Source organism: Rhizobium sp. S163 (genome assembly GCF_030380805.1).
Lineage (GTDB): Bacteria > Pseudomonadota > Alphaproteobacteria > Rhizobiales > Rhizobiaceae > Rhizobium.
On the sequence record NZ_JAUDSA010000037.1, the window covers coordinates 323435 to 350198 of the forward strand.

At 60.1% G+C, this 26764-nt stretch carries 24 protein-coding genes and 1 pseudogene; 4 read left to right on the forward strand and 21 right to left on the reverse strand.

The annotated features are described in order from the left end of the window. Positions 1-35: 35 nt before the first annotated feature. The 5 genes from ugpC (QTL96_RS28515) to QTL96_RS28535 all read right to left on the reverse strand — a co-directional run bounded on the left by ugpC (QTL96_RS28515) (position 36) and on the right by QTL96_RS28535 (position 5202). Entirely contained in the window at positions 36-1115 is a 1080-nt protein-coding gene (gene ugpC / locus QTL96_RS28515; RefSeq protein WP_289730089.1) for a sn-glycerol-3-phosphate ABC transporter ATP-binding protein UgpC, read from the reverse strand. Positions 1116-1121: 6 nt separating this feature from the next. Continuing rightward, a complete protein-coding gene (locus QTL96_RS28520) occupies positions 1122-2003 on the reverse strand; it encodes a carbohydrate ABC transporter permease (protein ID WP_112535104.1) in 882 nt (293 codons plus the stop codon). After that, positions 2000-2890, reverse strand: a complete 891-nt coding sequence (locus QTL96_RS28525) for a sugar ABC transporter permease (RefSeq protein ID WP_289730090.1) — start codon at positions 2888-2890, stop codon at positions 2000-2002. The genes QTL96_RS28520 and QTL96_RS28525 overlap by 4 nt, the downstream gene beginning before the upstream one ends. 76 nt (positions 2891-2966) lie before the next feature. Beyond that, entirely contained in the window at positions 2967-4196 is a 1230-nt protein-coding gene (locus QTL96_RS28530) for an ABC transporter substrate-binding protein (RefSeq protein ID WP_289730091.1), read from the reverse strand. Positions 4197-4248: 52 nt separating this feature from the next. Next, positions 4249-5202, reverse strand: a complete 954-nt coding sequence (locus QTL96_RS28535; protein ID WP_289730092.1) for a sugar phosphate isomerase/epimerase — start codon at positions 5200-5202, stop codon at positions 4249-4251. A 234-nt stretch (positions 5203-5436) separates the two neighbouring features. On the opposite strand from QTL96_RS28535, the gene QTL96_RS28540 reads away from it, so the two are divergent. After that, positions 5437-6510: a LacI family DNA-binding transcriptional regulator gene (locus QTL96_RS28540; protein ID WP_289730093.1), complete on the forward strand. Its 1074-nt coding sequence runs from the start codon at positions 5437-5439 to the stop codon at positions 6508-6510. A gap of 2 nt (positions 6511-6512) precedes the next feature. Here QTL96_RS28540 and QTL96_RS28545 read toward each other — a convergent pair. The 8 genes and pseudogenes from QTL96_RS28545 to QTL96_RS28580 form a co-directional block, all read right to left on the reverse strand. Continuing rightward, a pseudogene (locus tag QTL96_RS28545) lies at positions 6513-7092 on the reverse strand (nucleotidyl transferase AbiEii/AbiGii toxin family protein); the annotation flags it as partial. 135 nt (positions 7093-7227) lie between these two features. Next, positions 7228-7990 (reverse strand): IS5 family transposase gene (locus QTL96_RS28550; protein WP_289730094.1). Its coding sequence is split into 2 segments (ribosomal slippage): positions 7228-7669 and positions 7668-7990, totalling 765 coding nucleotides; the frame shifts between segments, so codons are not numbered across the junction. Positions 7991-8147: 157 nt separating this feature from the next. Then, on the reverse strand, positions 8148-9473 hold the full coding sequence (locus QTL96_RS28555; protein WP_289730095.1) for an alpha/beta fold hydrolase: 1326 nt from the start codon (positions 9471-9473) through the stop codon (positions 8148-8150). Positions 9474-9864: 391 nt separating this feature from the next. Then, the gene (ugpC, locus tag QTL96_RS28560; RefSeq protein ID WP_289730096.1) at positions 9865-10962 is read right to left on the reverse strand and encodes a sn-glycerol-3-phosphate ABC transporter ATP-binding protein UgpC; all 1098 of its coding nucleotides are present in this window, start codon (positions 10960-10962) and stop codon (positions 9865-9867) included. A gap of 10 nt (positions 10963-10972) precedes the next feature. Continuing rightward, a complete protein-coding gene (locus tag QTL96_RS28565) occupies positions 10973-12904 on the reverse strand; it encodes a beta-L-arabinofuranosidase domain-containing protein (protein ID WP_289730097.1) in 1932 nt (643 codons plus the stop codon). 29 nt (positions 12905-12933) lie between these two features. Beyond that, complete coding sequence (locus QTL96_RS28570) at positions 12934-13803, reverse strand: carbohydrate ABC transporter permease (protein WP_289730098.1); 870 nt, start codon at positions 13801-13803, stop codon at positions 12934-12936. Further along, entirely contained in the window at positions 13803-14723 is a 921-nt protein-coding gene (locus QTL96_RS28575; protein WP_289730099.1) for a sugar ABC transporter permease, read from the reverse strand. Before QTL96_RS28575 ends, QTL96_RS28570 begins: the two co-directional genes overlap by 1 nt. Before the next feature lie 81 nt (positions 14724-14804). Beyond that, positions 14805-16049, reverse strand: a complete 1245-nt coding sequence (locus QTL96_RS28580) for a sugar ABC transporter substrate-binding protein (RefSeq protein WP_289730100.1) — start codon at positions 16047-16049, stop codon at positions 14805-14807. A 179-nt stretch (positions 16050-16228) separates the two neighbouring features. Between QTL96_RS28580 and QTL96_RS28585 the strand changes: the two genes are divergently transcribed. Both QTL96_RS28585 and QTL96_RS28590 read left to right on the forward strand, forming a co-directional pair. Next, entirely contained in the window at positions 16229-17224 is a 996-nt protein-coding gene (locus tag QTL96_RS28585; RefSeq protein ID WP_289730101.1) for a LacI family DNA-binding transcriptional regulator, read from the forward strand. A 487-nt stretch (positions 17225-17711) separates the two neighbouring features. Further along, on the forward strand, positions 17712-18107 hold the full coding sequence (locus QTL96_RS28590) for a RidA family protein (RefSeq protein ID WP_113196974.1): 396 nt from the start codon (positions 17712-17714) through the stop codon (positions 18105-18107). 104 nt (positions 18108-18211) lie between these two features. On the opposite strand, the gene QTL96_RS28595 is transcribed toward QTL96_RS28590, so the two are convergent. From QTL96_RS28595 to QTL96_RS28620, 6 genes are all read right to left on the reverse strand, one after another. Further along, a complete protein-coding gene (locus QTL96_RS28595) occupies positions 18212-18793 on the reverse strand; it encodes an NAD(P)H-dependent oxidoreductase (protein WP_113196975.1) in 582 nt (193 codons plus the stop codon). Beyond that, positions 18790-20199: an FAD-binding oxidoreductase gene (locus QTL96_RS28600; protein WP_289730102.1), complete on the reverse strand. Its 1410-nt coding sequence runs from the start codon at positions 20197-20199 to the stop codon at positions 18790-18792. The genes QTL96_RS28595 and QTL96_RS28600 overlap by 4 nt, the downstream gene beginning before the upstream one ends. A gap of 1 nt (position 20200) precedes the next feature. Further along, positions 20201-21514 carry a cytosine deaminase gene (locus tag QTL96_RS28605; protein ID WP_289730103.1) on the reverse strand — a complete coding sequence of 438 codons (1314 nt, stop codon included), beginning with the start codon at positions 21512-21514 and terminating at the stop codon, positions 20201-20203. Further along, entirely contained in the window at positions 21514-22356 is an 843-nt protein-coding gene (locus QTL96_RS28610) for an ABC transporter permease (RefSeq protein ID WP_289730104.1), read from the reverse strand. Before QTL96_RS28610 ends, QTL96_RS28605 begins: the two co-directional genes overlap by 1 nt. Further along, positions 22356-23186 (reverse strand): ABC transporter ATP-binding protein, encoded by an 831-nt coding sequence (locus QTL96_RS28615; protein WP_289730105.1) that lies wholly within the window; start codon positions 23184-23186, stop codon positions 22356-22358. The genes QTL96_RS28610 and QTL96_RS28615 overlap by 1 nt, the downstream gene beginning before the upstream one ends. 66 nt (positions 23187-23252) lie before the next feature. Next, positions 23253-24269, reverse strand: a complete 1017-nt coding sequence (locus QTL96_RS28620; RefSeq protein WP_289730106.1) for an ABC transporter substrate-binding protein — start codon at positions 24267-24269, stop codon at positions 23253-23255. A gap of 183 nt (positions 24270-24452) precedes the next feature. Here QTL96_RS28620 and QTL96_RS28625 point away from each other — a divergent pair, with 183 nt between their 5' ends. Next, a complete protein-coding gene (locus QTL96_RS28625; RefSeq protein WP_289730107.1) occupies positions 24453-25403 on the forward strand; it encodes a LysR family transcriptional regulator in 951 nt (316 codons plus the stop codon). 23 nt (positions 25404-25426) lie between these two features. On the opposite strand, the gene QTL96_RS28630 is transcribed toward QTL96_RS28625, so the two are convergent. Together QTL96_RS28630 and QTL96_RS28635 are read right to left on the reverse strand one after the other, a co-directional pair. Beyond that, the gene (locus QTL96_RS28630; RefSeq protein WP_289730108.1) at positions 25427-26224 is read right to left on the reverse strand and encodes a creatininase family protein; all 798 of its coding nucleotides are present in this window, start codon (positions 26222-26224) and stop codon (positions 25427-25429) included. Between the two features lie 205 nt (positions 26225-26429). Further along, on the reverse strand, positions 26430-26726 hold the full coding sequence (locus QTL96_RS28635; RefSeq protein WP_289730109.1) for a hypothetical protein: 297 nt from the start codon (positions 26724-26726) through the stop codon (positions 26430-26432). Positions 26727-26764 lie beyond the last annotated feature (38 nt).

Here is a 26764-nt window from a genome sequence, read left to right on the forward strand (position 1 = left end):
GAGTCGCGGCCCTTTCGTGGGCCGCGAAGATGGGCTCACAGACGGTTACCGTCCTCGCCGAACAGCGATGCCTTGGAGAGATCGAGCCCAAGGCCGATCGCATCGCCCGGCTGAAGATCGAGATCGCCCATCACCCGCAACGACAGCGTCGTGTCGTTCCAGCTGAGCCAGACAACGGTGTCCGAGCCCATGGGCTCGATGACCGATACGCTGGCCGCGATTGCAGAGCTCTCGCTCTTCGCCCTGATGGCGAGATGTTCGGGACGCAGGCCAAGGGTCGCCGGGCCTGGCTTGGGCTCCGAGGCAAATGCATAGCTGGAGATATCGACAACAAGATTCGCGGCCTCGAACAGCCACCTCTCATTCTCGCGCCCGATCCTGCCGCTTATGACATTCATTGCTGGGGCGCCGATGAAGCCGGCGACGAAGAGGTTGGCGGGGCGGTGATAGATTTCAGCCGGCGTGCCCAATTGCTGGATCACGCCTTCCTTCATAATGGCGATGCGATCGGCAAGCGTCAGCGCTTCCACCTGGTCGTGGGTGACGTAGATCATTGTGTTGCCGAGCTGCTGATGCAGCTTCTTGATCTCGACGCGCAGCTCGTTGCGCAGTTTGGCATCGAGGTTCGAGAGCGGCTCGTCGAAGAGGAACACATCGACCTCGCGAACCAGCGCGCGGCCGATCGCGACACGCTGGCGCTGGCCGCCGGAGAGTTCGGCCGGGCGGCGCTCGAGCAGCTTCTCGAGATGCAGCAGGGACGCGGCGCGCTCGACGCGGCTGTCGATTTCGGCTTTCGGCAGGCCGGCGACGCGCAGGCCGAAGGAGAGGTTCTTTCGCACAGACATGCGGGGATAGAGCGCATAGGACTGGAACACCATGCCTATACCGCGATCCTTGGGCTCGTCCCAGGTGACATTGTTGCCCGAAATCCAGATCTCGCCATCCGTGATATCGGCAAGGCCGGCGATGGCGTTGAGCAGCGTGGACTTGCCGCAGCCCGAAGGGCCGAGCAAAACCAGGAATTCCTTTGAGGCGATATCCAGCGACATCTTCTCTATGACGGTGTGGTCGCCATAGGTGATCTTCAGGTCCTTGATTGAAACAGCGGATTGCATTCAGCTTTACCCCTTGACGGCGCCGGCCGCGATCCCGCGGACGAACCAGCGTCCGGACAGGAAATAGATGGCAAGCGGAATGATGGCGGTGAGGATGGTGGCCGCCATGTTGACGTTGTAATTGCGCTCACCCATCGTCGTGTTCACGATGTTGTTGAGCTGTACGGTCATCGGCAGATTGTCGCGTCCGGCAAAGACCACGCCGAGCAGGAAGTCGTTCCAGATACCGGTGAACTGGAACATCGAGGCGACGACGATCATCGGGAGCGCCATGGGCAGCATGATCTCGATGAAGATCCGCCAGAAGCCGGCGCCATCGACGCGAGCCGCCTTGAAGAGCTCTTCCGGGATCGTCACGAAGTAGTTGCGGAAGAGCAGCGTCACCAGGGGCAGGCCGAAGAGCACGTGCACCAGGATGATGCCGCCGAGGCTGTTGTAGAAGCCCATGACCGCCATGCCGCGCACCAGCGGATAGAGGAAGATCTGGTAGGGAACGAGCGCGCCGGCCATCAACATGCCGAACATCGCGCGTCCACCCTTGGGCCGCCAGAAGGACAGCGCATAGCCGTTGATCGCGCCGAAGAAGACGGAGATGGCGACGGCCGGGACGGTGATCTTGATGGAGTTCCAGAAGCCCATGCGCACACCGCCGCATTCGCTGCCGGCACAGGCGCCGGACCAGGCAGTCTTCCAGGCGGTGAAATCGAGATGGAGCGGAAGCGCGAAAATCTGGCCGAGCCGGATCTCGTCCATCGTCTTCAGCGAGGTGACGATCATCACATAAAGCGGCACGGCGAAGAACAGGGCGGCGGAGATCAGGAAGGCATAGAGGCCGACGCGCGCGACGGTGAACTGCGTGGGCTTCGGGCCGCGGGGATGGGTCGTCATAGCGTACCTGCCTGGCGCCGGGCGCGGATGTGTTGGGCATAGCGGAACGGCGCGATGATGATCAGTACGGTCAGCAGCAGAACGGTGGCCGCAGCCGTTGCGAGGCCGAGGTTCTGGCGCTGGAACAGGTTGTCCATGATGAACTTCGCCGGCACTTCGGTGGCCGATCCCGGCCCGCCGTTGGTCAGTGCCACGACGATATCGTAGGTCTTGATGACGCCCATCGAGAGCAGCGTGCCGGCAGCGGCAAAAGCCGGCGTCATCTGCGGCAGGATGATGGATACGTAAGTCCGCCACACCGGAATGCCGTCGACGCGCGCTGCGCGCCATTGCTCGCCGTCGATCCCACGCATGCCGGCGAGAACCAGGATCATCACCAGGCCCGCACCCTGCCAGAGCGCCGCGATGACCACGGCATAGATCGCCAGATCGCGGTTGATGATCCAGTCGAAGGTGAAGCTCTCCCAACCGAGCGCGCGCACGCTGGCCTGCACACCGAGCGTCGGGTTCATCATCCACTGCCAGATCAGGCCGGTGACGACGAAGGACATGGCGTAGGGGTAGAGAAAGATCGTGCGGAAGGCGCTTTCGAATCGCACCTTGCGATCAAGGGCGGCTGCGAGAAGGAAGCCGAGAAACAGGCAGCCGAAGACGTAGAGAATGCCGAAGATGATCAGGTTCTGGAAGGAGATCAGCCACTTTGCCGTCGCGAACAGCTTGGAATACTGTTCCAGGCCGACGAAGTTCCACGATGGGAACAGCCGCGAATTGGTGAACGACAGCGTCACGGACCAGACCATGGTGCCGAGATAGACGACGATCACCGCGGCCCAGGTCGGGATGAGCGCGATCAGCGCCGCCTTCGAGCGGTTATTCTTGCGTTTCATCTGAAGGTCTTTGCTAGAGCGTTTCGAAAGGCCGCCTGCGCCGGTGGTGCGGCGCAGGCGGCAACTGCCCGATCCGTTACTCGAAGATCGCGGCGAATTGCGCGGCCGACGCATCGATATCGGCGGACGGGTTTGCCCAGAATTCGCCGATGAAGTCGGTCAGCGCGCCGACCTGTTCCGGCGTCGTGGTGATGGCGTGTTCCGGAACGATCTTGCCTTCGGACAGGAATGCCATGCCCTTCTGCGTGCAGGCGTCGAACTTGGACTTGTCGACATCGGTGCGTACGGGGATCGAGCCCTTGTTGAGCGAGAAGTCGACCTGAACGGCTGGATCCATCACGACTTCGGCCAGAAGTTTCTGCGCTGCATCCTGGGTCGCATCGTTGGTCTTCATATAACCGAAGGCATCCGAAATATAGATCAGGCCGGGGGAGGCCGGCGAGATGGCGCAGCCGAAGTCCTTGTCGGCAACCTTGCCGGCGGCGGTGAATTCGCCCTTGGCCCAGTCACCCATGAACTGCACGCCGGCCTTGCCGGTGATGACCATGGCGGTCGCGTCGTTCCAGTTGCGGCCGGGAGAACCTTCGTCAACATAAGCACGCAGCTTGCCGAAAATCTCGAGGGACTTCTTGACGCCGTCGGACGTCAGGGCAGCCTGATCCTTGTCGGCATAGATCTTCATGAAACCGTCCATGCCGACCTGCGACAGGAGCACCATGTTGAAGACCTTCACTTCCTGCCAGGCCTGGCCGCCCCAGGCGATCGGCGTCAGGCCGGCCGCCTTCAGCTTGTCCATGTCGGCGAAGAAGGCGTCCCAATGCTTTGGCTCCTCGGTGATGCCAGCCTTGGCGAATGCGTCCTTGGAATAAAACATCCAGCTTTCGCCGTGAATGCCGGTCGGCGTCAGGTAAACCTTGCCGTCATAAGAGATGTAGTCGTAGAGCGCCTTCGGAAGCACGTCCTTCCATTTGCCGGCCGCGGCTACCTCGTCGATCGGGTTCATCAGGCCCTGTTCGATGAACTCGGCCGGGTCCTTGCCGACTACCACCTGCTTTGCCGTCGGCGGGTCGCCGGCGACGAGGCGGTTCTGGAAGGCGGCATTGGCGTTTTCGAAGCCGGCCACGGTGGAGCTTTCCCACACGCCGCCGCGCTTTTCGAATTCCTTCTTGATGGCGTCGACGGCTCGGCCTTCGCCGCCCGAGGTCCAAGAGGTGAAGACCTCGGCCTTCAGTTTGTCATCGGCCTGGGCAAGGCCGACGGCGCCGAGCAGAATGGTGCCAGCGAGCAGGATTGTCATTCTCTTCATGGTTCCACCTCTTCATGGGCCCTCTTTGCGGGGCCGTTGGTTACAGTTTCGGTTAGCGATAGATCGGCAGTAGCGACTGCCGCACGAGGGTCAGGCCATTGGCGATATCGCCGACGGGATCGGGAGCGGCATCGAGTTCGAGGATCGCCCAGCCGCTGAACTGGCGGTCGCGGAGCAGCCGGATCCACGCCGGCCAATCGACGCGACCAAGGCCGAAGCCGCAGAAATAGGGGCGATGACGCTCGTGGATATCTTTGCCGATCGGCGTGTCTGAAGGCATCTTGCCGATTGCATCCTTCCAGTGCGCGATGACCATGCGCTCGTGGTGGCGGTCGACGAGCTGGATAGGATCCGAGCCTTCGAGAATGATGTGGGCCGTATCCGGGCACATGTGGACGTAAGTGGGGTCGGTCAGCAGCATCAGCAGGTCGACGTCTCGGGCTGCGGCGAAGATCGAGTGTGCTTCCGTATGAACGGCGAGCTTGACGCCCTTTTTGTATAGAATCGCGCCCAAGCGATTGAGGAAATCGGCGATGATTTTGGCTTGGTCGAAATCGCGGAAGCGAACCGGTTCGGCACCCGGTGTCTGGCGCATCGGCGCGCCGATCACCATCACATCGCCGCCGCAGGCCTTGATGAAGTCGGCGTAGAGTTCAGCCTTGGCGATGATGGCGTCCTGTGCCGCCGCTTCAGTGAAGTCGCCCGATGCTTCCAGTTCCGCGAAGAAGCCGGATGCGAGCTGCAGGCCGCGCCTGGAGAGTTCGGCGGCGAAGCCTTCGACCGAGCCGTAGGTCTTGATGGCATCCTGCCAGTTAAAGGGTGAGAACGTCAGCTCTACGCCTGTGACGCCCGAGGCTTGGATGCTGTCGAGGATATTGTCCCAGAACTTGCGCGGCTCGGACTTGGCGTGATCAATGATCGCGTCGTAGCTGTCGACGCCCCAGAATCCTGGATGGAAGAAGGTAACCAGATCCACACCGAAACGCAGATTCTCACTCGACGCCATTGTTCAATTCCTCCGATGAGCATAGGCAACCCGTCGCGAAAGAGAGCTTCCACGGCGAAATTTATCCATATAATTCAGTGTTTTGACACTTGGCAAACGTTTGCCATGCCTTGATATTAGACAAGGCGATAAAAGATGCAATGGCTTTCTTCGATTTTTTGGCAAACGTTTGCTATAAGGGTCTTGGGAGATGCGGCGGCTTTGTCCGGCGCTGGGTTTAAGTGGATGGAATGAATGAAGAAAATTGAAGACAATTCATCCACAGAGGGCGCATCCGCTTTGATGGCGGATGTGGCGCGCCTTGCCGGCGTTGCCATCTCGACGGTCAGCCGGGCACTGGCTAACCCCGGCCGCGTCAACGAAAAGACGCGTGCGCGTATCGCGGCTGCCGCGGAAGAGCTTGGCTATACCCCCAATGCCGCCGCCCGTAATCTCAGGGTTGGCAAGTCGAACGTGATCATGATCATTCTGCCGGGATCGCTGCATTACGGCGCTTCACAGATCATTCCGCAGGTCCTGGAGGCGGTGAACCGCTCCGTCATCCGCAACGGCTACAATCTGATGATCGCCAACCTCGATCGCGACGAGAGCTCTGAGCGGCACATCTTGGACCTTGCCTTCGGCGGCACGGTGAGGGGCGCGCTCATCCTTTCGTCCCAGCTTCCCGTCGTCGCCAACAGGTCGCTCGCCGAAGCTGGGTTGCCGATCGTCTCGCTGCTTCTCGACATGAGCGAAACGAGCGTGCCCAGCATCATCACGAATGATCGCCAGGCCGTGAAGGAAGCAGCCCGCGAACTGCTGGCCCTTGGGCATCGACGCTTCTTCTATATTGCCGGTCCGACCGGGAACTACCATGATGTCGAGCGTTATGCGGGCCTTGTCGAAGCCCTGCAAGAGGCAGGCCTTTCCGAGGAAAACGTGACGCGTTCCGGTGGTGATCTGTCATTCCAATTCGGATTTGAGACGGGACTGCAAGCCGCGGCGGAATTCGCCAATCTCTCCACAAAGCCGACGGCCGTCGTGGCGACGAGCGACGACATGGCGATCTCGTTCATGAGCAAGGTGCAGAAAATGGGGTGGCGTGTGCCTGATGATCTGTCGATCGTTTCGTTCGACGGGTCGCCGGTCTGCGAATACTGCGCGCCGCCTTTATCGACCATCGAGCAGCCCATGGAGGCCCTCGGTGAGGTGGCTACCGAGTTTCTGATCGCGCGAATGGAAAAATCGGAAGGGTCACGAGAACCACGTGTTGTCATTCCAAGCCGCTTCATCCGGCGCGACAGCATTTCGGTTGCACGACGGCTGTAGATCCAGTGACGTGAAAAGCGCTCTCCGCGGAGACGCGCCTGCAGGCAGAAGGCGTGGATCTCTGTCATGACCCGCGGTTTCGCGGTGGGAAACTCGATGCCATCCACAAGGCCCGCAGCATCGCACGAAATGTCGCGAACGCTCGCTGGTTCTCCGGTCGCTCACGCCCCGAACTCCAGCATGATGCTCGGCGCGACATAGCTTACCCTCCGCCAATGGCCTCGTAGCCGATCAAGAGCTTGTCGGCTTCGACACGTACGGTTGCTGGAAGCGGCTGGGCGGTGATCGCATCGACAATGAGCGGGCCGACGGTTTCCGATACCCAAGCCGGCAAGCGCTTGCAGACCTCGCTCGACCAGCGCTTCTCATCGCATCCGGTTTCCGGCAACGCTTCCTCGTTCTTGCCCACGAGATCATGAGCTAGTTCACGGATATCATAGGTCAGGTCGATATCTTCCGAAAATCTGCGGATGGCATTGTGGCGAAGTGTCCTTGTCCAAGATGGATCGGCCGTCCGGCTTTCTCCGCGGCGATCGCAAGAACGTCTCGACGATCGTCCTGGGACAGCTTCAATAACTTCAGCCATAAGCGGCCTTTCCTTCACTGCGGGCAAGCCAGCTCGGAAACTGGGGGGCAGTGGCCCACGGCGACAGGCCGGTCGAGATAGCCGGTCGAGATAGCCCGCCGCGCCAGCGCGAAGTTGCCTAGGGCGTAGACTCATAAGGACCTGATCCAGATGCGGGTGGCGAGTAGTTTTACGGCTGCTAGGAAGTTTTGGGGGTCCTTGTCATATCGAGTGGCAATCCCTCTGAACTGCTTGAGCTTGTTGAAGAAGCGTTCGACGAGGTTTCGCTGCCGATAGACCCATGAGCTGAACGGAAAGCTCTCCTTGCGGTTTCGCTTTGCTGGAATATTGGCCCAGGCCCGTTTTGTTTTTGCCAAGGTTCGAAGGGCGTTTGTATCATAAGCCCTGTCTGCCAAAAGTATGGCACCTTTTCCGATATCCTTCAGCATTGGCTCGGCGACCCTGCTGTCGTGCACTTGTCCTGGGGTCAGGTCGATGCCAATTGGACGGCCATCTGCATCGACAAGAGCATGGATCTTCGTCGTCAAGCCGCCGCGGGAACGTCCCATGCAGCCATCGTCTTGATCCCCTTTTTCCCGTGGCCGCATGTTGATGAACGCGGACACAGGAACTGTCGATCATGACAATATCGCCGTCGAAGGCCCTTGAGACCTCCTCCAGAACATGGTCCCAGACACCAGCCTTTCTCCAACGAACAAAACGATTGTAGCAGGTTGTGTAGGGGCCATAGCGCTCAGGAACATCCGCCCAGGGCGAGCCGGTGCGAAATCGCCACAAGATGCCGTTGATAACGCGCCGGTCGTCAACTCGCGGGACGCCGCGAGGCTTGTTAGGAAGAAGCGGCTGGATAATGCTCCATTCGAAATCAGTCAGGTCAAACCGGCGACGCGTCATCTGAGGCCTCCAAATCAAAGCCTCATTGAATCAAAGCCATGCCCGCGTGTGAACCCCGTTATGAGTGTAGGGCCTAATTGGATAACGCTCACCCGCGCCAGATGTGGCTAGGCACTCGCACACCAATAGGCCGATGGAAATCGCACAATACACACTTTTACTTTTGCGGTGAATCGTTGCCATGGATCCCAAGGGGGCCTCCCCGCTCACGCACCATTTGGCGCAGGCGCGAGAAAACCGCCGAAGACTGGCGGACGCCGTCATGTTCGAATTCGTTGGTCACCCAGATCTGGACATTGCCGACATTCCGCGCAGTTTCCAGCGACAGTTCGGCATCGACATACATGTCATCGAAGTAGACGGCGGCGGCCACGGGGATCTCGCTCGAGGCCAATCGAGAGCGATCGTAAAGCGGCTCGAACTGGTCGTAGCGTGCCAATGCCTCGACCGCATTGCCGAACGGCCGCAGCGAGCGAATCTCCTCGAACATCCACGGGTACATCATCTCGCCGGTCAGGAGCAGCGGCCGGCGTGCTTCGCCAAATTCTGAGAACTCGGACCTAACCCGCTCGGCGGCCCAACCGGTCGCACCTGGGCCCTGGCCGTAGATGCTTTCCTGCAGAGCGGCAAACATCGGGTTGCCGTCATACGAGGTCAGCGACATGACGGATGCTAGGAAAGTGTCGGAGAAGCGTGTCTCCTCGTGGTCGGAGAAGGCCTCGTCGATCAGCCAGTGAATATTCTCATATCCCGGCGCCATACCGAAATCGATGCCGATTGTCTGCAATCGGCGGACCGTCAGCCGGTCGCCATCGGGAAGGCGGATATCCTCCGCCGCAATCTTGTCCGCGATCCGACCAATGCGGTCGCGATCGGCAGGGTATCGCCTGTAGTATTCGCGGTTCTTGGCGGCCACGCGCGGATAGGTACGTCTATAGACGTCGTCCGCGGACGCCGAAAGTCCCGCAAGGCCGCCTGTAACATAGCAGGCGGCCAGCCCCTCGGGAGCCCGAGACAGATAGGTCAGGGTAAGGAAACCACCGTAACTCTGACCGAGAGTCTCCCAACGCGCGCCGCCGAATACGGTCTTCCTGAGATGCTCACAATCGGCGATGATGCTGTCGGCCCGGAAGTGGCTAAGATAGCGAGCTCCAGCATTTCCGTCGGCAAACAGCGCCATCGTGGCGCTCTCGATGCGGGTGCTTCTGCCAGTGCCGCGCTGGTCGAGCAGCACGACGCGATAATTTTTAAGTGCTTCACTGAGCCGCGATGGACCGCTGCCCACGGGACGCGGGGACTTGCCCCCCGGGCCGCCCTGCAGAAAGAGCAGCACAGGCAGCGCCTCCTTGCTGCGTGACGGATCGCAAACTTCACGCGCGAACACCTTGATCGTTGCGCCATCCGGCTTCTTCCAATCGAGCGGCACATCAACGAGATGGTCTCGGACGTGGATGCCGGGGATGGTGTATTCGCTGACGAGCATAGTGATATCCTGGACAATGTTGCGCTTCAGACCGGGCTACAACCGCGACGGGCAGGCATCAAGCTCAATCTCCATGATAGATGAGGTTGATCGACTACCTAACGGCATCGCCCGGGGAGCGCCGAGCGCCGGTTGGGAAGTCGAACGGTCAATGAGTAATCCAAGCCTTCACTTTCAGCGTGTCGACATGGAAATCTCGCAAATAAGAATTTCACCTGAACGACCGGCTTCGGCGTATCGCTTGGGATCAAGACCACCCCCAATGTGTAAACTCGTCACCCCTGTCGGTTGGGAGCTTGAATTGGCAACGCAATGGGCCAACCGTGAACGACCTGCACTGGTCGGCAACTGTGCCGGCCAGAACGCTTCTAGGTGATCATCCCGGACGCCATCAGGACGAAAGCGAACGGCCTCCAGCTGGGTCAAAAAGGTGCATTCGGTTCATGTTGAAGGAAAGCGGCATTTGCGAACCTGGACGCGGTTCACTTTCCGGATCGACATTGGCGCAAAGGCTGACCGGGCCGATGTTGAAGTAAATCATCGTTTCTGGGCCAAGTGGTTCGACGAGATCGATAGTCGCCTCTATCGTTTCGAAGCCTGGTTTTGGCATCAGGCTCGATATCGATTCAGGCCGGATGCCGAATACGACCGGCTTGCCCGTATGTGACTTGTACTCCGCCGTTCGGGATGCGGGAACGGCAAGGCGGCTGCCATCATCGAGAACGACAACCAACCCGTCGCCAGCGCTCTCTAGCTTTGCGTTCAGGAAGTTCATCGACGGCGAGCCGATGAAGCCCGCCACGAACTGACTGACCGGACGATGGTACAGCTCCTGAGGCGGTCCGGCCTGTTCAATGATGCCACCGTTCATGACCACGACACGATCGGCCATCGTCATTGCCTCGACCTGGTCATGGGTGACATACACAGTCGTTGTCGGGAGCAATTGGTGCAGGCGCTTGATCTCAGTGCGCATCTGAACACGCAGCTTGGCGTCGAGATTGGAAAGTGGCTCATCGAACAGGAAGACCTTCGGGTTGCGTACGATGGCGCGCCCCATGGCGACACGCTGACGCTGCCCGCCCGAAAGCTGACCGGGGCGCCGCGACAGGAGTTCGGTGATATGCAGTGTCTCGGCGGCGCGGGTGATGCGCTCGTCGATCTGCGCCTTGGGGAGCTTCTGTTGTTCGAGGCAGAAGGAGATGTTTTCCCTGACACTCATATGCGGATAGAGCGCATAGTTCTGGAAGACCATAGCGATATCGCGTTTGCCTGGGCCGAGCCGATTGACGACCTGATCGCCGATGACGATATCGCCACCGGTTATATGTTCCAGGCCAGCGATCATGCGCAGCGTCGTGGACTTGCCGCAGCCCGACGGACCGACGAAGACGACAAACTCGTTGTCCTCGATCGTGAGGTTGATGCCGCGCACGGCTTCGTAGATGCCGTAAGATTTGACCACATTGCGAAGTTCAAGGCGAGCCATGGTGTTCCCCCTACTTCTCATGCAGCCAGACGGCCATGGCGCCCGGCTCTCTGTTTGCCCAAAGGTGGTACGGGATCGCCTTGAAGCGCGTCGGCTTGAGCGCCGGCGGCTGCGTACGATAAAGCGTCTCCTGCCAGTCGGATGCATCGGCTTCAAGTGCATCACCTTCAAGCACGGTCGCTCCACCAAGAAGTGTCTCGTCGAAACTTGCGGCGATCTCGCCCTCAGAAGGCAGCCGTAGCCGTTGCGGTTCGCTGCCGAGATCGGCTTCCTCCACGCAGAAAATCACCGGACCGCGCCGCAGCGCAAAGCGACCGTTGTCTTCAGTCGCCGCGGGATGGGCATAGAGGCGGTCGACCGGCATATCGAAAGCCAGCCTGACCGTATCGCCGTCCTTCCATTCGCGTTCGATGGCGGCGTAACCCTTGGTGACGTCGAGCTTGGTGGCCGCGCCATTGACGAAGACATGTGCATCGCGGCACCAGCCTGGAATGCGAAGCCGCAAGGTGAAGTGCATTGCCTGGTCGAGGCCAAGTGAGATGGCGACGTCGCCGTTCCACGGATATTGGCTCTTCTGCTGCAAGCGGAGGAATGCACTGCCAACGGGAAGTTCGGCCGTGTTCTCACCATAGAGATGGATCGCCACCTCATCGGCCTTGGTGGAGTAGAAATACTGACCGAGCGATGTGATGAACCGGGCGATGTTGGTTGGGCAGCAAGGGCAGTAATGCCACTTCCAGCGACGATTTTGCCCATGGCTCTCCAGGACGTTCTCGTAGAAGTAATGTTCGCCGTCGCGCGAGATTCCCGAAAGGGCGCCATTGTAGAGCACCGTCTCGAGCTTGTCGGTAAACTTGCTGTCGAGCTCGATCTGGGTCATGCGATGGCTAAAAAAGCCGAGCGCGACAGCCGCACAGGTCTCAGCATAGGCGGTTTCGTTCGGTAGATCGTATTCGCGCGTAAAGCCTTCGTTGGACGCCGATGGTCCAAGGCCACCGGTAACGTAAAGCTGGCGCCCGACCAGATTATCGAACAGTCGGTCACAGGCGCTCTTCAGGCTCTCATCATCATTCTCAAAGGCAAGATCCGCCATCGCGGAAAAGAGGTACATCGCGCGCACGGCATGACCGACAACCTGGGTCTGTTCCCGCACCGGCGTGTGGGCCTGGCTGTAGGCGTAGGTCTGGAAGACGTAGCCTGCGGGATCCTCGCCACGTTTGCGCGCTTCCTCGTCGTAGTAAGAAGGCATCTGGCCGCGCTCGTCGACAAAGTAGGTCGCCAGCTTCAGGTGCCGCGGGTCCTTGGTCACGCGGTAGAGCTTGACGAGTGCGAGCTCGATTTCTTCGTGCGCGTCGTAGCCGCGAAGCTTACCCGGCTCGCGGCCGAACGTATCGATGATATGGTCGACGGCGCGGATCATCACGTCTAGGAAGCGACGCTTTCCTGTCGCTTCAAAATAGGCGACGGCTCCTTCCAGAAGGTGGCCCATCGAATACATTTCGTGAAGATCACGCAGGTTGGTCCAACGGTTTTCCGGCTCGCGGCGGATGAACCAGCTGTTCAGATAGCCATCGGCCATCTGGCCGTGTTCGAGTTTCTCGACGATCGCATCGATCTTCGCCTCGACATCTGGGTTGGGGTGGTTCTTCAGCGTGTAGCTGGCGGCTTCGATCCACTTGCCGAAGTCAGAATCGAAGAAGTGCTGCATCGACAGGCCGCTCGGCTGGATCGGACGAGCGAGCGGACCGGCCGGCTTGTCGAAATCCAGAACTTCGAGAAAGCCTTCCTCGTCAAGCCGCATGTGCTGGGTCGGAATGGTGACGTCGCGGACGGTTTCTGTCCAGCTTTTCCAGAAGCCCCCGTCGAAGGTGACGCGGGTATGGTCGGCGGGGACGTAGCGGTCGATCGGTAACCGCGGCTGTGCTTTCTGGGCATTAGACATTAAGGCTCCTTGAGCGGACGTGCCGCTTCTTATTTCACGGCGCCGGCCGTTAGGCCGCGCACATAGTAGCGTTGCAGAAGAAGGAAGAGGATGATGCAGGGGATCATGGTGACCGCGATGCCGGCCTGCAATGCACCCCAATCGATGATGCCGTAGAGGCCCGATGACACGTTCACCAGCATGATCGGCAGGGTGAACTTGTTCTGATCCGACAGGAAGATGAGGGCGGCCAGGAACTCGTTCCAAGAATTCAGGAAGGCGAACATCGCTACCGTCGCTACACCGGGCAAGGCGATCGGCAACATGATGCGCCGCAAGATCGTCGCCTGCGAGGCGCCATCGATACGCGCCGCCTCGATCAGCGCCTTGGGCACGGCATCAAAGGCATTGCGCATCATGAAGACGGAGAACGGCAGCTGAAAAGTGACGTAGATCAGGACGAGCCCGAACAGGCTGTTCTGCAGGCTGAGCATCTTCAGGATGAGGAACAGCGGCGTCAGGATCGACTGAAAGGGGATCATCATCGTTGCCATGATCAGGACGAACAGTATCGACTGACCTGGGAACCTAAACTTGGAGAAGCCGTAGCCGCCAGGAACCGAAACGATGATTGTCAAGAGCACCGTCCCGACAGCGATCAGCACGGAGTTGCCCGCATACACGTACCATCCGGCACCGACATTCTCGAGGCGGCGGTAATTTTCCAGCGAGAAGGTCTTCGAGAAAAGTGCGGCCGGATTGGCGAGCGCTTCCGCGGCTGGCTTGAACGAATTCGCCAGTGACCAGACGATCGGCATGATGAAGAAGATAGCAAACAGGATCGAAACGAGCAGGAAGAGCAGATAGCCGGTAGGGCCACCGCGAGGATTGCTGCCCGTATTGGATTGGGTGGAGGTCATCAACCTTCCTCCGCACGTTCGCGCAACAGCACGAATTGAATGGCACTAATGGCAACGAGAACGATGAGCAGCGCAAAGGAGAGCGCAGAGCCGTAGCCGAGCCGGTAAGACGAGAACGATGCGAGGTAGATGGAGAACACGGCCGAGATCGTACTATTTTCAGGGCCGCCTTGCGTGATGATGAAGAACTGGTCGAAGGCGAGCATCGACGAGGTGACATTGAGAACCAGGGCCAGCACGAGCGAATTGCGCATCAGCGGCAGCGTGATCCGGCGGAAGCGGCTGAAGACGCTAGCGCCGTCGATCTTGGCAGCCTCGATCACGTCGTTGGAGATGCCCTGCAGACCGGTCAGCAGAATGACCATGGTGAAGCCGGCTGTCTTCCAGACGACCATCAGTATGATCACGGCAAGCGCCGGCCAGAAGCTTTCAAGCGGCCGGGGTGCTGCGCTGATAAGGCCAATGCCGCGCAGGACTTGGGCAAAAACGCCGCTGTCGGGATTGAGCAACCACATCCACAGTGTGGATGCCGCACCAAATCCGATGACGACAGGCATGAAGAAGATCGTGCGGAAGAAGCCGGCAGATCGCAGCGGGCGATCGACCAACAGCGCCAAAGGAAAGGCCACCGCAAAGATCGCGGCAGTTACGAGGACCGTGTAGAGCAGGGTGAAGCCCAGCGAATGCCAGAGCTGCATATCGCCAAGCAGTTCAGCGTAATTGGCAAAGCCGATGAACTTCTTCCGTCCGAGCAGGGGCCAATTGTAGAAGCTCATCCATATCGTCATGGCGAGCGGAACCAAAAACAGCACCAGGATGAACACGAAGCCAGGCAGGATGAATGCCAATCCAAGCCAGCCCTGCGGCTCCGGTTCTCCGGAGATCGGCTGCTTCATATCCTTTGTCGGGGTGTCGACCACAGTTATTCCTCGAAGAACTCGAAAATGCGCATCAGCGATTGAAGAAGTGCGGGGTGGAAGAGCCCACCCCGCACGCAGCCGTTACGGGTTGGTACGATCGAGGATCTTGGTGAAGTCTTCCTGCGCCTTTTTTATCGACCCATCGACGTCATCACCGAAGATCGTGCCCTGGATCAGGTTGAGGAATGGGCCGGTGCGGCTGACGAACAGTTCATCGGAGGAGAACGTATAAGGCGTGCGGGCTTTCGCCAGGATGTCATAGGCAATGAGGTTGCGCTGATCGAACTTGGCGTAGGCTTCCTTGGCGAGATCCGTACGTGACGGCATGCCGGATTCCTGCGTGATATAGACCTGCTGCTCGGGCTCCATGTAGAACTTCACAAAGTCCAGGGCGACCTTCTTCTTTTCCTCGCTGAGGCCCTTGATGAGTGCCAGGGTATCCCCGCCGGCAAAGCTCGACGCGCCGCCCTTCGGACCCGGGATCGGAGCGACGGCGAACTTGACATCCGGATACTTGCTGGTGAGCAAGTTGACGATGTAGGAACCCGTCATCAGGATGCCGACCTTTCCCGATGCGAAGGCCTCAACCGCATTGTTGCCGTTGCCCGACCGCGAGGTCGGGTGGATGGCGCCGGACGTCCACATGTCGCGATAAGCCGCGACGGTATCACGCAATGCCGGCGTATCGACGGTCGCAGTGCGGCCGTCATCGCTCAGGACATCGGCGCTTGCGGCCCAGAGGTGCGGCAGGAAGTCGTAGATCAGCCAGCTGCCGGAATTGGCGACGAAATAAAAGCCGTAGGTTTCCTTGTCCAGAGCATGGATCTTCTTGGCGTCGGCAGCAATCTCCTCGAGGGAGGCCGGTGCCTTGTCCGGATCGAGACCCGCTTTCTTGAAGAGGTCCGTGTTGTAGGCGATGATCGAGGCATCAGGCAAAGCGGGTACGCCGTAAACCTTGCCATCATAGGTCGCCAGGCGGATATGCGACGGGCTCAGCGCGGCAGCGTATGGAAGGCCCTTTACGAAATCGCTGATGTCTTCGAGGCTGTCGTTTGCGGCGAAGGTTGGGAGATAGATGAGGTCGAGCACCGCACCATCAGGTGCCGCTCCGCCGGCGATCGCGGCACCCAGCTTCGGAACCATCTGCTCGGCGGTGATCTGTGTTACATTAACCTTATCGGAGTGGGAGGCGTTGTATTTTTCAGCCAGCCCCTGGAGCGCAGCCCCCGATGACGTGCGCACCCATAGCGTGATTTCTTCAGCGTTGGCGAGAGACGTGCTCGCCAATAGTGCAACAGCTGCAATGGTAATTTTTAGACGGCGCATGCGAGTTCCCCTTCTCTTATGGGAGGCTCCAGACCTCAGAACAGAGGCAACGTTAGATGAGAAAATATTACATGTCGACATGAGTGCGCTGCAATATGAACGACTTTCTGATAAAACCTTTTAGCTCCTGTATTTTTTCTGTTAAAAGGTTTTATCAACAAGACTAGGAGAAGCCGAATTTGAACGATTCTGACCATGGGCGTCGAACAATTCGCGACGTGGCGAAAACCGCGGGAGTGAGCATTTCGACAGCCTCAAACGCGCTCAACGGTACTGGCCGGACGAACGCCGAGACACGTGAAAAGGTTAAAAGGATTGCCGACGAACTCGGCTTCCGGCCGAATGCACTCGCGCGTGGGTTGCTGATGAAGCGCAGCCATGCGATCGGTATGCTGACGAACGATACCTATGGTCGACTGACGCTTCCGATGGCGGCGGGCGTCTCCGAGATCCTCGTCGACCACGGAGTCTCGCTCTTCCTGTGCGCGACCAACAATGATCCGCGGCTGGCCAAGCTCCATCTCGATGCGCTGCTAGATCGCCAAGTCGACGGGATTATCTTCACCGCGACGCGGATCGATCTTGAGCCGCCACCCGAACTCCTCAAACTCCGAGTTCCGGTTATCTACGCGTTTGCGCAAGGTCCTGCCGACAGCGTGAGCTTCCATCCTGATGATGCCCAGGGCGCGCGCGTCGCCGTGCAGCATCTCCAATCCCTTGGCAGGACACGCATAGTGCACATCACCGGCGAGGAGAACTACCTTGCTGCGCGCATCCGTGCGCACGCCTACGAGGATCTCGTCGGACCTTCCGGTCAGGTTATGTTCGGCGAGTGGTCCGAGGAATGGGGACACTCCGCGATCGATGAGATCTATTCTCAATCGGGCCCAAAGCCCGATGCAATCTTTTGCGGCAGCGACGAAATCGCGCGCGGTGTTATCGATGCGCTTCGCGATCGAGGGATTTCGATCCCCGACGACGTCGCGGTGGTCGGGTTCGACAACTGGGAAGTCGTCTCGAAACAGACGCGACCACCCCTGACGACGATCGACATGCAACTAAAGGAGATCGGGCATCGTGCAGGCCTCGCGATCCTGGGGCTATCGCGCCAGGAAAAACTTGAGCCGGGCATCGTGCGGCTTCCCTGCAGCATCTTTAAGCGAAACTCCGCGTAATCAGATGATGGTTGCCGCCTCGTCAGTACCGACCGCAGACCGCGCACCGGCTCCCCACTGTCGTCGGCCTCACGCCAGAAGGCTCGAAAGCAACTTTTGGGTTCGAACTAAGTCCAGCCATTCCGGCGAGGTGATGGGGCTGACCGGCGACTACATGACGGCACCCAGATATTCTGCGGGAAACGTTGATGACGCCGGCGTCTTCCTTCATCACAGCGTTTACTGTGCGGACCTGGTTTCGTTCCTTGTGTCGGCCGAAAGACGTGGCGGCGTTCCGCCGCGGGCACTTGCGTTTCCCCGGGCCCCGCCAACTATGACGAGCACGACGTTATCGCCACGGCGATCGTGCCTGGCGGCCAGCCGAGCCGCCTATTCGATGTTGCCACCGTGAACGATGCCAGTATTGTATATCGGTCCGACAAGGCGGTGTGACCTTCCTGCCGGATATCAACATTACACCCTAAAGATATTTCAAATACTGGTCTTGATGACGAAATCGATCAATCCCCCGTCTGTTCGCAAGCCCTTCGGCAACTACAATCACGGCCTCCTCGTGCCGCCAGGCGCCTCGCTACTGGTCACATCGGGCCAGCTCGGCATCGCGCTTGACGATAGCATTCCGGAAGGCGTCACCGCCCAGGCGGAACTCTGCTTCAAGGCGATCGGCGCGATCCTGGAGGAGGCCGGCCTGACCTATGCCGACGTGATCCGCATCTCCGGCTTCGTGACCCGCCGCGAGGACTTCCCGGCCTACATGGCGGTGCGCGACCGCTACACGCTAGACCCCAAGCCTGTGTCAACGCTGATCGTTGTCGGCGGCTTTACGCGATCGGAGTTTCTGGTCGAGGTAGAGGTGACGGCGGCAAAGGTGCTGGCGCCGTAACGCATCGATGATGATTGAGAGAATTTCAGCCTATCAAAGCCTGGTGAGCTGTATTCATAAAGCGACTTTCGTTGGAACGGGCAGGACGGCGACCCGGAGGTAGTCTAAAACTGCCTCATCGCCGTCTCGACCTTCCCCATGAACGCCGCCCTCGTTTGTTGCGTGCAGTTGTTCATGTCGTAATGGGCGAGAAAGGTTACCGGGCGCACGGGATTGATCTGCGCCCTCAGCACCCGCTTGACGATCTTCTTTGGCGGATTGCCGGCGACAAAGGCGCGGAACGGTGTCGCCCCGTAGGTCAGCACCGCGCCAAGCTTGCGGATGTGCCTGAGACGGGATTCCACCTTCCCGTCCACCAGTTCGAAGGATACGCCCGGCAGCCAGACGCGGTCGAAATAACCCTTCAGGATCGCCGGAAAGCCGAAGTTCCAGATCGGGGTGACGATGACCAGTCCCTCCGCCCGCTTTAGACGTTCGACGTGGTCCTTCACCAACTCGGTATTCTCAGGATAGTCGTGATAGACCAGCCGGTCATGCCGCGACAGAACCGGGTCGAATTCCTCGGCATAGAGGTCGCAGGCATCGACCTCATGGCCCGCCGCCTTCAGGCTCTCCAGCGTCTTTTGATAGAGTGCCTTGCCGTAGCTCGATTCCACCGGATGCGAGTGAAGGACGAGTACCCTCATGCGCTCTCCATCACCGAAGCGAGACCTGGGAAGAGATAGTTCTGTCCGGCCGAGAAATCGAAATTGGGGTTCTCCCACGCGATCATCTTGCCGGGGTTGAGCAGGCCCTTCGGATCGGTCTCGTGCTTGAAGGCGAGCTGCACCTTGTCAGTCTGCTTCATGCCGCCTTCCTCAAGCGTATAGCGGTGCGGATTGAAGATCGGGCAGCCATGGTCCTGGTGGATCTTGATGATCTCCTCCAGCCGCTCCTCGGTGGTGTAGCGCACTAGCGGCAGGCCCGAGCACTGGATCTGCCCGTCGAACTTGATGAACTCGAGATGGCCGGGCACCTCGTCGCCGAAGATCTCGACCATCTTGGCGACCTTCGCCACATGGTCGGGCCCGGGATACTGGACCTGAAGATAGGTATATTCGGGATCGACCTTCAGCGCGCGCAGCGTCGTGTGGTTCCAGGCAAGCTCATAGGCATGCGGAATGCCCTTCATGCTCTCGACCTTGTCGGAGCGGAAGATAATTTCGCCCTTCTGCGAGGCCGTGAACGCGGCGAAGGCATCGATCGAATGTGGCGCCACCATCACCACCACGACCGACTGCCCTTCGCGGATATAGGGCTTGTGGCGGGTGAAATAGCTGTAGGGGATGGGAGCGGCGATCGGGGCGATCTCCTTGGTCAGGATGCCGTTGCACTTCGCCAGCGCATCGGCGTAGCGCACACCGTCCATGAAGTGGTCGTATCCGACGAGCACATCGACCCAGTCATAGGCCGGCGCCAGCGGCATCTCGATCTCGGTGATGATGCCGTTGGTGCCATAGGCGTGGCTCACCTTCTGCAAATCCCAGCCCGTCAGCTCCAGCACGCGTGGCTCGGCCTCCATCGTCACAACCCGCAGCCGGATGATGTTGCCGATATCGCGCAGGCCACCCCAGGTGATCGAGCCGACGCCACCGGACCCGCCGGCGATGAAGCCGCCGATCGTCGCCGTCTGCGCCGTGGACGGATGGAAGCGCAGCTCCTGGCCGGAATGCGCCTTGGTCTGCTTGTCGAGCTGGGCGATGATGATCCCGGGCTCGCAGATGACACGACCCGGATGGATTTCCTTGATCTGGTCCATGGCGGCCAGATTGAGAACGATACCGCCCGAGAGCGGCATGGCCTGGCCGTAATTGCCGGTGCCGGCACCGCGCGGGGTCACCGGAACGCCGTGGGCGAACGCCACCTTCAGCGTCTGGATGACCTCGGCTTCGTTCTTCGGCGTGACCACCAGATCGGCGGTGACGCCGTCGAGCTGCGCCTTCAGCACGGGCGAATACCAATAGAAGTCCCGGCTCTTCTGGCGCACCAGCGCTGGATTGTCCTCGATGGCGATGCCTTCGAGTTCCTGTTTGATCTTCTGGTAATCCGGCATGTCAGGCTCCAACGACGCTATCGAGTTCACGGTAATCCGGCAGGCTGCGGTCGATGACCTTGCCGCGGCGTAGCACCACGCGGTCGGCCTGCGGACGGGATAGAAATTCGCTCCAGCGGCGGGCGCTGAAAAGCACGAGATCGGCAGGCAGGCCGACAGCGATGCGGCCCATATCCGGGCGCCCTGCGATGTCGGCGGCCGATGTGGTCACGACGCGCGCGGCGCTGTCGAGCGGGTGGTCGAGCTGCAGGATGCGCACCGCCTCGCGGAACACTTCGACGGGATCGAGATCGCCATAGGCATAGAAGGGATCGCGGGTATTGTCGGAGGCAACGGCCGTCAGTACGCCGGCGGCATCGAGCTCCTTGAACAGCGTCACGCCACGCCAGCGCGGCGTGCGATCAGGATAACGGTCCTGAAGGTACATGTTGCACATCGGCAGAGAAATGATTGAAATTCCTGCCTTCTGCACCAACTCGATGGTGCGCCTGGCAAGCTCGTCATCCTGTCTTGCGAGCGAGCAGCAATGCCCGGCCGTCACCTTGCCCGTAAAGCCGTTGCGCAGCACCGCCTCGGCAATCGCCTTCAGTGTCTCGGCACCAGGATCGTCGGTTTCGTCGACATGCAGATCGACATCGAGCCCATTGTCGGCGGCGGCCTTCAGCAGCGTGTCGAGCTGCCAGGTCAGATCCGCGCTCATCTTCGTCACGCCGCCAAGCAGGCAGCCGGTGTCGCGAACGATCTGGACGAGCTCGGCGAAGTAGGCCTCGTTGACCATGTCGTCCATCGGAAACAGGGCCGCCGCCTGCAGCGCGATCTTGTCCTTCCAGGCGTCGCGCACCTCGGCAAACACCTCGAACGAGATGCGATGCTGCGGCGCTGGCGAATCCAGATGCGTGCGGATCAAGCTGGTGCCGTGCGCGTAGGCCGAGCGCAGCGAGAACTCCATCCGCTTGCGGACATCGGCGGCGTTCCAGTGGGTGGCGCGGTCGATGCCGACGGAGGTCAGCGCGCCCATGAAGGTGCCATCGGGATTGCTGTTGCGCGCCCAGATGTGACCCTTGTCGAGATGCGTGTGCACATCGGCGAAACACGGCCAGATCATGCCGTCGCGCATGTCGGATTTCGCAAATTCCTGCGGCGCAGAACCGGGCGGCAGGATCGCCGCGATCAACCCGTCCTCGATGACGAGATCTGCCTTCACCAGCCCCTCGGCTGAGACAGCCTCGTAGCCCGCGACGGCGATATCGGGCAGCGTCGCGTGGCTGAGCACGAAGCGTGCGGAATTGGGCGGCGACATGAAGGAATAGGTCATCAGTTTTCCCGCTTCAGGCTGCTCTCATGCCAGCGATGCAGGCTGAGCCAGGAGATGAATGAGGTGATCGCGAAGATCGCCACGCCGAGCATCGACAGCATCAGCAGGGCGGCGAAGAGGCGAGGGATGTTCATGCGGTATTGCGCCTCGAGCAGGCGGAAGGCCAGACCCGATCCGGCGCCCGCCGAGCCCGCCGCGAATTCGGCGACGACGGCTGCGATCAGCGCCAGCCCGCCGCCGATCCTGAGACCCGTCATGAAATAGGGCTGGGCGGCCGGCAGCTTCAGATAGAGCAGTGTCTGCCAGCGCGAGGCGCCGTAGAGCTCAAAGAGGTTGATCAGGTTGTGATCCACGCTCTTCAGGCCTTGCACCATGTTCGACAGGATCGGAAAGAAGGCGACCAGAAAGGCGCAGATCAGCAGCGCCACCTGTGTCGACGGGGCATAGATCAGGATCAGCGGCGAGATCGCCACCACAGGCGTCACCTGCAGGATAACCGCCAGCGGATAGAAGGCGATTTCGATCCAGCGCGACTGCACAAGAAAGACGGCAAATCCGACGCCGCCGATCAGCGCCAGGATCAGCGACATAAAGGTGATCTTGGTGGTGACCCAAAGGGCAGGGGCGAGTGTGCCCCAATCGCTGACGAAGGCGCTGGCCACGGCCGCCGGGCCCGGCAGGATATAGGGCGGCACGCCCGACAGCTTGACATAGAGCCACCAGATCACGACCAGCGCTGCAACAGTCAGCACCGGAACCAGGATCCGCAGCGCCAGATCGCGGCGGCGCGCATTGATCGGCTTGGCAACCTCGATGGCGGGTGTCTCGGCGATATCGGCCATCAGTCGTCTTCCTTCGCGGCATTGATCGCGCCGATCAGCGAGTGCGAGACCGTCTCGCAAGCCTGGCGGTATTCCTCGGAGGTGCGGTAATGCGCGTCGCGCTCTAGACTGGTGACGAGCGGCAGATCGGCATGCACCCGCCCCGGCCGCGCCTTCATGACGACGATGCGGTTGGAGAGGTAGGCGGATTCGAACACCGAATGCGTCACGAAGATCACCGTGATGCCGGTCTCTTTCCAGAGCCGCAGCACGTCGTCGTTCAGCTTCTGGCGGGTTATTTCGTCGAGCGCCGCGAAAGGCTCATCCATCAGGAGCAGCTTCGGCTTCGTCACCAGCGCGCGTGCGATCGACACGCGCATCTTCATGCCGCCCGAGAGCTCGCGCGGATAGGCTTCGGCGAAATCCTGCAGCCCGACGGTCGCAAGCACCGCCATGATTTCCGCGCGCGCCGCAGCTTTCGATACACCGCGCAGCTTCAGCGGCAGATGCACATTGTCGAAAACGTTCTTCCATGGCATCAGCGTCGGCTCCTGGAACACGAAGCTGATATCGCCCTCCGGCAGGCCGCGCGAATTGATGCGCGAGCTCGGCCAGTCGATCGTCCCCGATGACACGTCGCCGAGCCCTGCCATGATCCGCAGCGCAGTCGACTTCCCGCAGCCCGATGGTCCAAGCAGGCTGACGAATTCGCCGCTCTCGACCGTCAGCGTCATACCGGAAAGCGCGACCGTGCCACTGGAAAAGATTTTCGAGACCTGCTTCATCGCAACGAGCGGCCGCCTGCGCGCTTCGGCTGGTGTCGCTGACGGGGTGGGCTGCGATGAAGTCATGAGGTCCGTTCGTTTCCTGGGTATGCCATGGGCCTCCTCTCCACACGGAAGAGGAGGAAGCCCGACTTACTTCTTCAGCGCCATGCCCACGCCCTTGCAGACGTATTTGGTCGTGAACGCCTTGGTGTAATCCGTGTCGGCCTTCAGCACCTTGATACCGACCATCTCGTCGAAGAACTTCTTGTAGTGGGCGTCGGTCATGCAGCCGATGCCCTTGTCCAGCGCTTCGCCGGACTCGACGATCCCGTATTCCTTCATCTTGGCGATGGAATAGGCGATCTGACCATCGGTCATCTCGGGATTGTCTTTCTTGATCAGCTCGTTGGCCTTGGCGTTGTCGCCATAGAGATAGCTGTACCAGCCCTCGATCGAGGCATCGACGAAGCGCTGCACGACGTCGGACTTGCTGTCGATCATCGTCTGTGTCGTGGTGATCGCCGTGGAGTAGGGGCTGTAGCCGTTGTCGGCGAGCAGGAAGACCTTCGGCTCCCAGCTGGCCTGCTTCTGGATCTCGTAGGGTTCGGACGTCAGATAGCCCTGCTGCGCCGAGGACTTGTCGGCGATGAAGGGACCGGGATTGAAGTTATACGGCTTGTACTGCTCGTCCTTGAAGCCCGAATAGTTGGCCTTCATCCACTCGAAGAAGGTGAGATAGCCATCCTTGCCGAGAAACAGCGTGTTGAGCTTGGCGAGATCCTCGAACTTCTCGACACCCGCATCGGGATGCGCGATCAGAACCTGCGGGTCCTTCTGGAAGATTGCCGCGACATCGACCAGCGGAATGCCCTGCTCGACGGCCGTCAGCTCACCCTGCGAACTGCCCATGTAAAAGTCGATCTTGCCTGAGATCAGCAGCGCCGAGTTGGCCGCATTCGGCCCACCCTGGACGATCGTCACATCGAGACCGTGCTTGGCGTAGGTGCCGTCCGCGACCGCCTGGTAGAAGCCGCCATGTTCTGCCTGCGCCAGCCAGTTGGTGCCGTAGCTCACCTTGTCGAGCGCGTAAGAGGGAGCAGCCGCGCAAAGCGCCGTCCCGAGACCGAGCAGCGCCGTAAAAGCCATCGTCTTCAATTCATTGGACATGTCAGCCATTCCCCTTTGAGGCCAAGGAGCGTCTTCGACAGCGCTCCATTTCTTTCATTTGAGCGATTGCTTTGCTGTTTGAAAAGCATCAAAATTCGTGCGCAACGATGCCTTTTTGGCATCTCACAACGCGCCTGTTTCTAATTTGTGCGCGGCGCTTAAAATAGATGCACCGAGGGTCGAATGCTGCACTCCAGAAAGCTTCAATACATTGACGAGATTGCCCGCTCCGGCTCGATCCGCAAGGCCGCCGCCCGCCTCAACGTCGCATCCTCGGCCATCAACCGGCAGATCCTGGCGCTCGAGGAGGAAATTGGAGCGCCGTTGTTCGAGCGACTGCCGCGCGGGCTGAGACTGACGGCCGCAGGCGAGCTGTGCATCGAGCATATCCGCGAGGTACTGAAGAATTACGATCGCCTGGAAGGTCGCATTCGCAGCCTGAAGATGCAACAGGCCGGCAAGGTGCGGCTGGTGACGACGGTGGGTTTAGCATCCGGGCCGCTTGCCGAAATCATCGCGCGCTTCCAGACCGAACATCCGCGCGTCTATTTCCAGATCCGGAACGACGCCGGCACGACGACGGTCAACCCTGTGCTTTCAGGCGAGGTTGACATCGGCCTCGGCTTCAACATTCCGGCCACACCCGGTATCCGCTCGCTCGGAAGCTTCGACATCCCGATCGGCATCGTCCTACCGCCTGGCCACAGGCTGATCGGCAACGGACCCATCAATCTCGGCGATGTCGTCCATGAACGCCTGCTTCTGGCGCAGCAGGGCACCAGCCTGCGCGATGTCATCAATCTGGCTCTAGCGCGGCTTGATGTGTCCGTCGAACCGGTGCTTGAGAGTAACGCTTCGGAAATGCTGAAGAAACTGGTGAGATGCGGAGCAGGGCTGACCATGCTGAACCCGCTCGACGTGGTGACCGAATGCCGTGCCGGCGAACTTGTGTTCCGGCCGATCGCCGAGCCGCATGCCCGCCATCAGCCAATGAAGCTCTTCGCCCGCGCCCGCGCGCCGCTGGACGCCGCCACCAGCCTGTTCGTCGAATATCTCCTGGCCGAGCTTGCCGGCCTCGTTCACGAGCTGCAGGACAAGGGCCATATCGCACCGGACAGATCAGCGGGCGCGTGACGACATGTCCGTCTGACCGCGGCCTATTTGCTGTAGAGATTGGAGAGCGGGTAGCGCTTGAGGTCTTCAAGCATTTCGACAAAGCCCTTGACCTGATGCTTGCAGATCGCCTCCCCCTTTTCGGCCGTGCCGCGCGAGGCGTCGCCGACCACGCCGTTCGGATTGAGATCATGGGCGATCCAGGCCAGCGAATGCGGCGGCAGCGGCTGGATGAATTTCGACTGTTCGCGCATCCATTCGGCCTTCGACACGAAGTTTTCAGCCTTCTCCATGCGCACCAGATCCGGCCGGAAATGCAGCATCAGCGACGTCTCGACCTCGCCGCCGTGAATGCCGTAGCGCGTCTCATGCTCGCTGATCATCCCCTCGGGATGGCCGAAACGGCCCCACTGCGTGGAGACCACAGCCATTTGGTAGCGCACCCGGAGCTCACGCGCGACGATGCTCATGATATCGACATTGCCGCCATGCGAATTGACGATCACCATCTTGCGCAGGCCGGCTTCCGCAACCTTCGCGCCGATCGCGGTCCAGACGGGAATGAGGAGTTCTGCGCTGAGAGACAGCGTGCCCGGGCCATAGACATGCTCGTTGGCCTTGCCGATCTCCTGCGTCGGCAGCACCAATATATTGAGATCGTCGGGCCGCTGGCGGCGCAGTTCCTGCAGCATGCCGTTGGCAATGGCGACATCGGTCGCAACAGGCAGATGAGGCCCATGCTGCTCGGTGGACGCGATCGGTAGGATGGCGATCGTGGTGTCGGCGGAGAGCCCGGCGAAATCGTAGGTGTTGAGCTCGTTCCAGTAAAATGGGGTTGCCATCGCCGTGTCCTCTTCGATCTGATGGACATTGACTAGGCCTTAAGCCGGCATGCGAAAAGCATCAATTTGCGTTCATGCCGCTGCCTTTTTGCGAGAGATATGCGAGCGCGACGGAGGAGGGCGCGCCACAGCGCAGAGGCCGGGCAGGGTGCCTCCCCCGGCATGCAGTGTGATGGATCGCTCGGAAATGGTGATCCGCCCGCTTCTACCGCTGAGGACGCGGCATGCGCAGCACATACCAGCCGAAGTGCCGCTGGATGGCCGGCGTGACCAGAAACACGATCAGCGACACCATGACGGGTGTGATGACAAGCGTGCGGTGCCACGTCTCCCATGTGCTGGTGAGCGGCATCAGGACATAGAGAAGCGTGGTGATCAGCGGATAGACCGCGATGATCAGCAGGAAGGACAGCCGAAATCGACACGGTCTAGGCAATCGGTGAGGCGGCGTCTTGTCCGCATCGATCGAAGACGCGGCGTTATCGTTATGGTCGGTGCTCATGGTTATCCCCTCTTATAAGAACGCATCGTTTCGATAAA

What these genes read in the sequence shown, in the direction of transcription:
- QTL96_RS28595 (WP_113196975.1), bottom strand. Translation starts at nt 18,793, where the DNA reads ATGAGGGTACTCGTCCTTCACTCGCATCCGGTGGAATCGAGCTACGGC.
- QTL96_RS28540 (WP_289730093.1), top strand. Translation starts at nt 5,437, where the DNA reads ATGAAGAAAATTGAAGACAATTCATCCACAGAGGGCGCATCCGCTTTG.
- QTL96_RS28570 (WP_289730098.1), bottom strand. Translation starts at nt 13,803, where the DNA reads ATGACCTCCACCCAATCCAATACGGGCAGCAATCCTCGCGGTGGCCCT.
- QTL96_RS28625 (WP_289730107.1), top strand. Translation starts at nt 24,453, where the DNA reads ATGCTGCACTCCAGAAAGCTTCAATACATTGACGAGATTGCCCGCTCC.
- QTL96_RS28600 (WP_289730102.1), bottom strand. Translation starts at nt 20,199, where the DNA reads ATGCCGGATTACCAGAAGATCAAACAGGAACTCGAAGGCATCGCCATC.
- QTL96_RS28520 (WP_112535104.1), bottom strand. Translation starts at nt 2,003, where the DNA reads ATGACGACCCATCCCCGCGGCCCGAAGCCCACGCAGTTCACCGTCGCG.
- QTL96_RS28525 (WP_289730090.1), bottom strand. Translation starts at nt 2,890, where the DNA reads ATGAAACGCAAGAATAACCGCTCGAAGGCGGCGCTGATCGCGCTCATC.
- QTL96_RS28615 (WP_289730105.1), bottom strand. Translation starts at nt 23,186, where the DNA reads ATGACTTCATCGCAGCCCACCCCGTCAGCGACACCAGCCGAAGCGCGC.
- QTL96_RS28555 (WP_289730095.1), bottom strand. Translation starts at nt 9,473, where the DNA reads ATGCTCGTCAGCGAATACACCATCCCCGGCATCCACGTCCGAGACCAT.
- QTL96_RS28590 (WP_113196974.1), top strand. Translation starts at nt 17,712, where the DNA reads ATGACGAAATCGATCAATCCCCCGTCTGTTCGCAAGCCCTTCGGCAAC.
- QTL96_RS28535 (WP_289730092.1), bottom strand. Translation starts at nt 5,202, where the DNA reads ATGGCGTCGAGTGAGAATCTGCGTTTCGGTGTGGATCTGGTTACCTTC.
- QTL96_RS28630 (WP_289730108.1), bottom strand. Translation starts at nt 26,224, where the DNA reads ATGGCAACCCCATTTTACTGGAACGAGCTCAACACCTACGATTTCGCC.
- QTL96_RS28610 (WP_289730104.1), bottom strand. Translation starts at nt 22,356, where the DNA reads ATGGCCGATATCGCCGAGACACCCGCCATCGAGGTTGCCAAGCCGATC.
- QTL96_RS28605 (WP_289730103.1), bottom strand. Translation starts at nt 21,514, where the DNA reads ATGACCTATTCCTTCATGTCGCCGCCCAATTCCGCACGCTTCGTGCTC.
- QTL96_RS28580 (WP_289730100.1), bottom strand. Translation starts at nt 16,049, where the DNA reads ATGCGCCGTCTAAAAATTACCATTGCAGCTGTTGCACTATTGGCGAGC.
- ugpC (WP_289730096.1), bottom strand. Translation starts at nt 10,962, where the DNA reads ATGGCTCGCCTTGAACTTCGCAATGTGGTCAAATCTTACGGCATCTAC.
- QTL96_RS28635 (WP_289730109.1), bottom strand. Translation starts at nt 26,726, where the DNA reads ATGAGCACCGACCATAACGATAACGCCGCGTCTTCGATCGATGCGGAC.
- QTL96_RS28565 (WP_289730097.1), bottom strand. Translation starts at nt 12,904, where the DNA reads ATGTCTAATGCCCAGAAAGCACAGCCGCGGTTACCGATCGACCGCTAC.
- QTL96_RS28620 (WP_289730106.1), bottom strand. Translation starts at nt 24,269, where the DNA reads ATGTCCAATGAATTGAAGACGATGGCTTTTACGGCGCTGCTCGGTCTC.
- ugpC (WP_289730089.1), bottom strand. Translation starts at nt 1,115, where the DNA reads ATGCAATCCGCTGTTTCAATCAAGGACCTGAAGATCACCTATGGCGAC.
- QTL96_RS28530 (WP_289730091.1), bottom strand. Translation starts at nt 4,196, where the DNA reads ATGAAGAGAATGACAATCCTGCTCGCTGGCACCATTCTGCTCGGCGCC.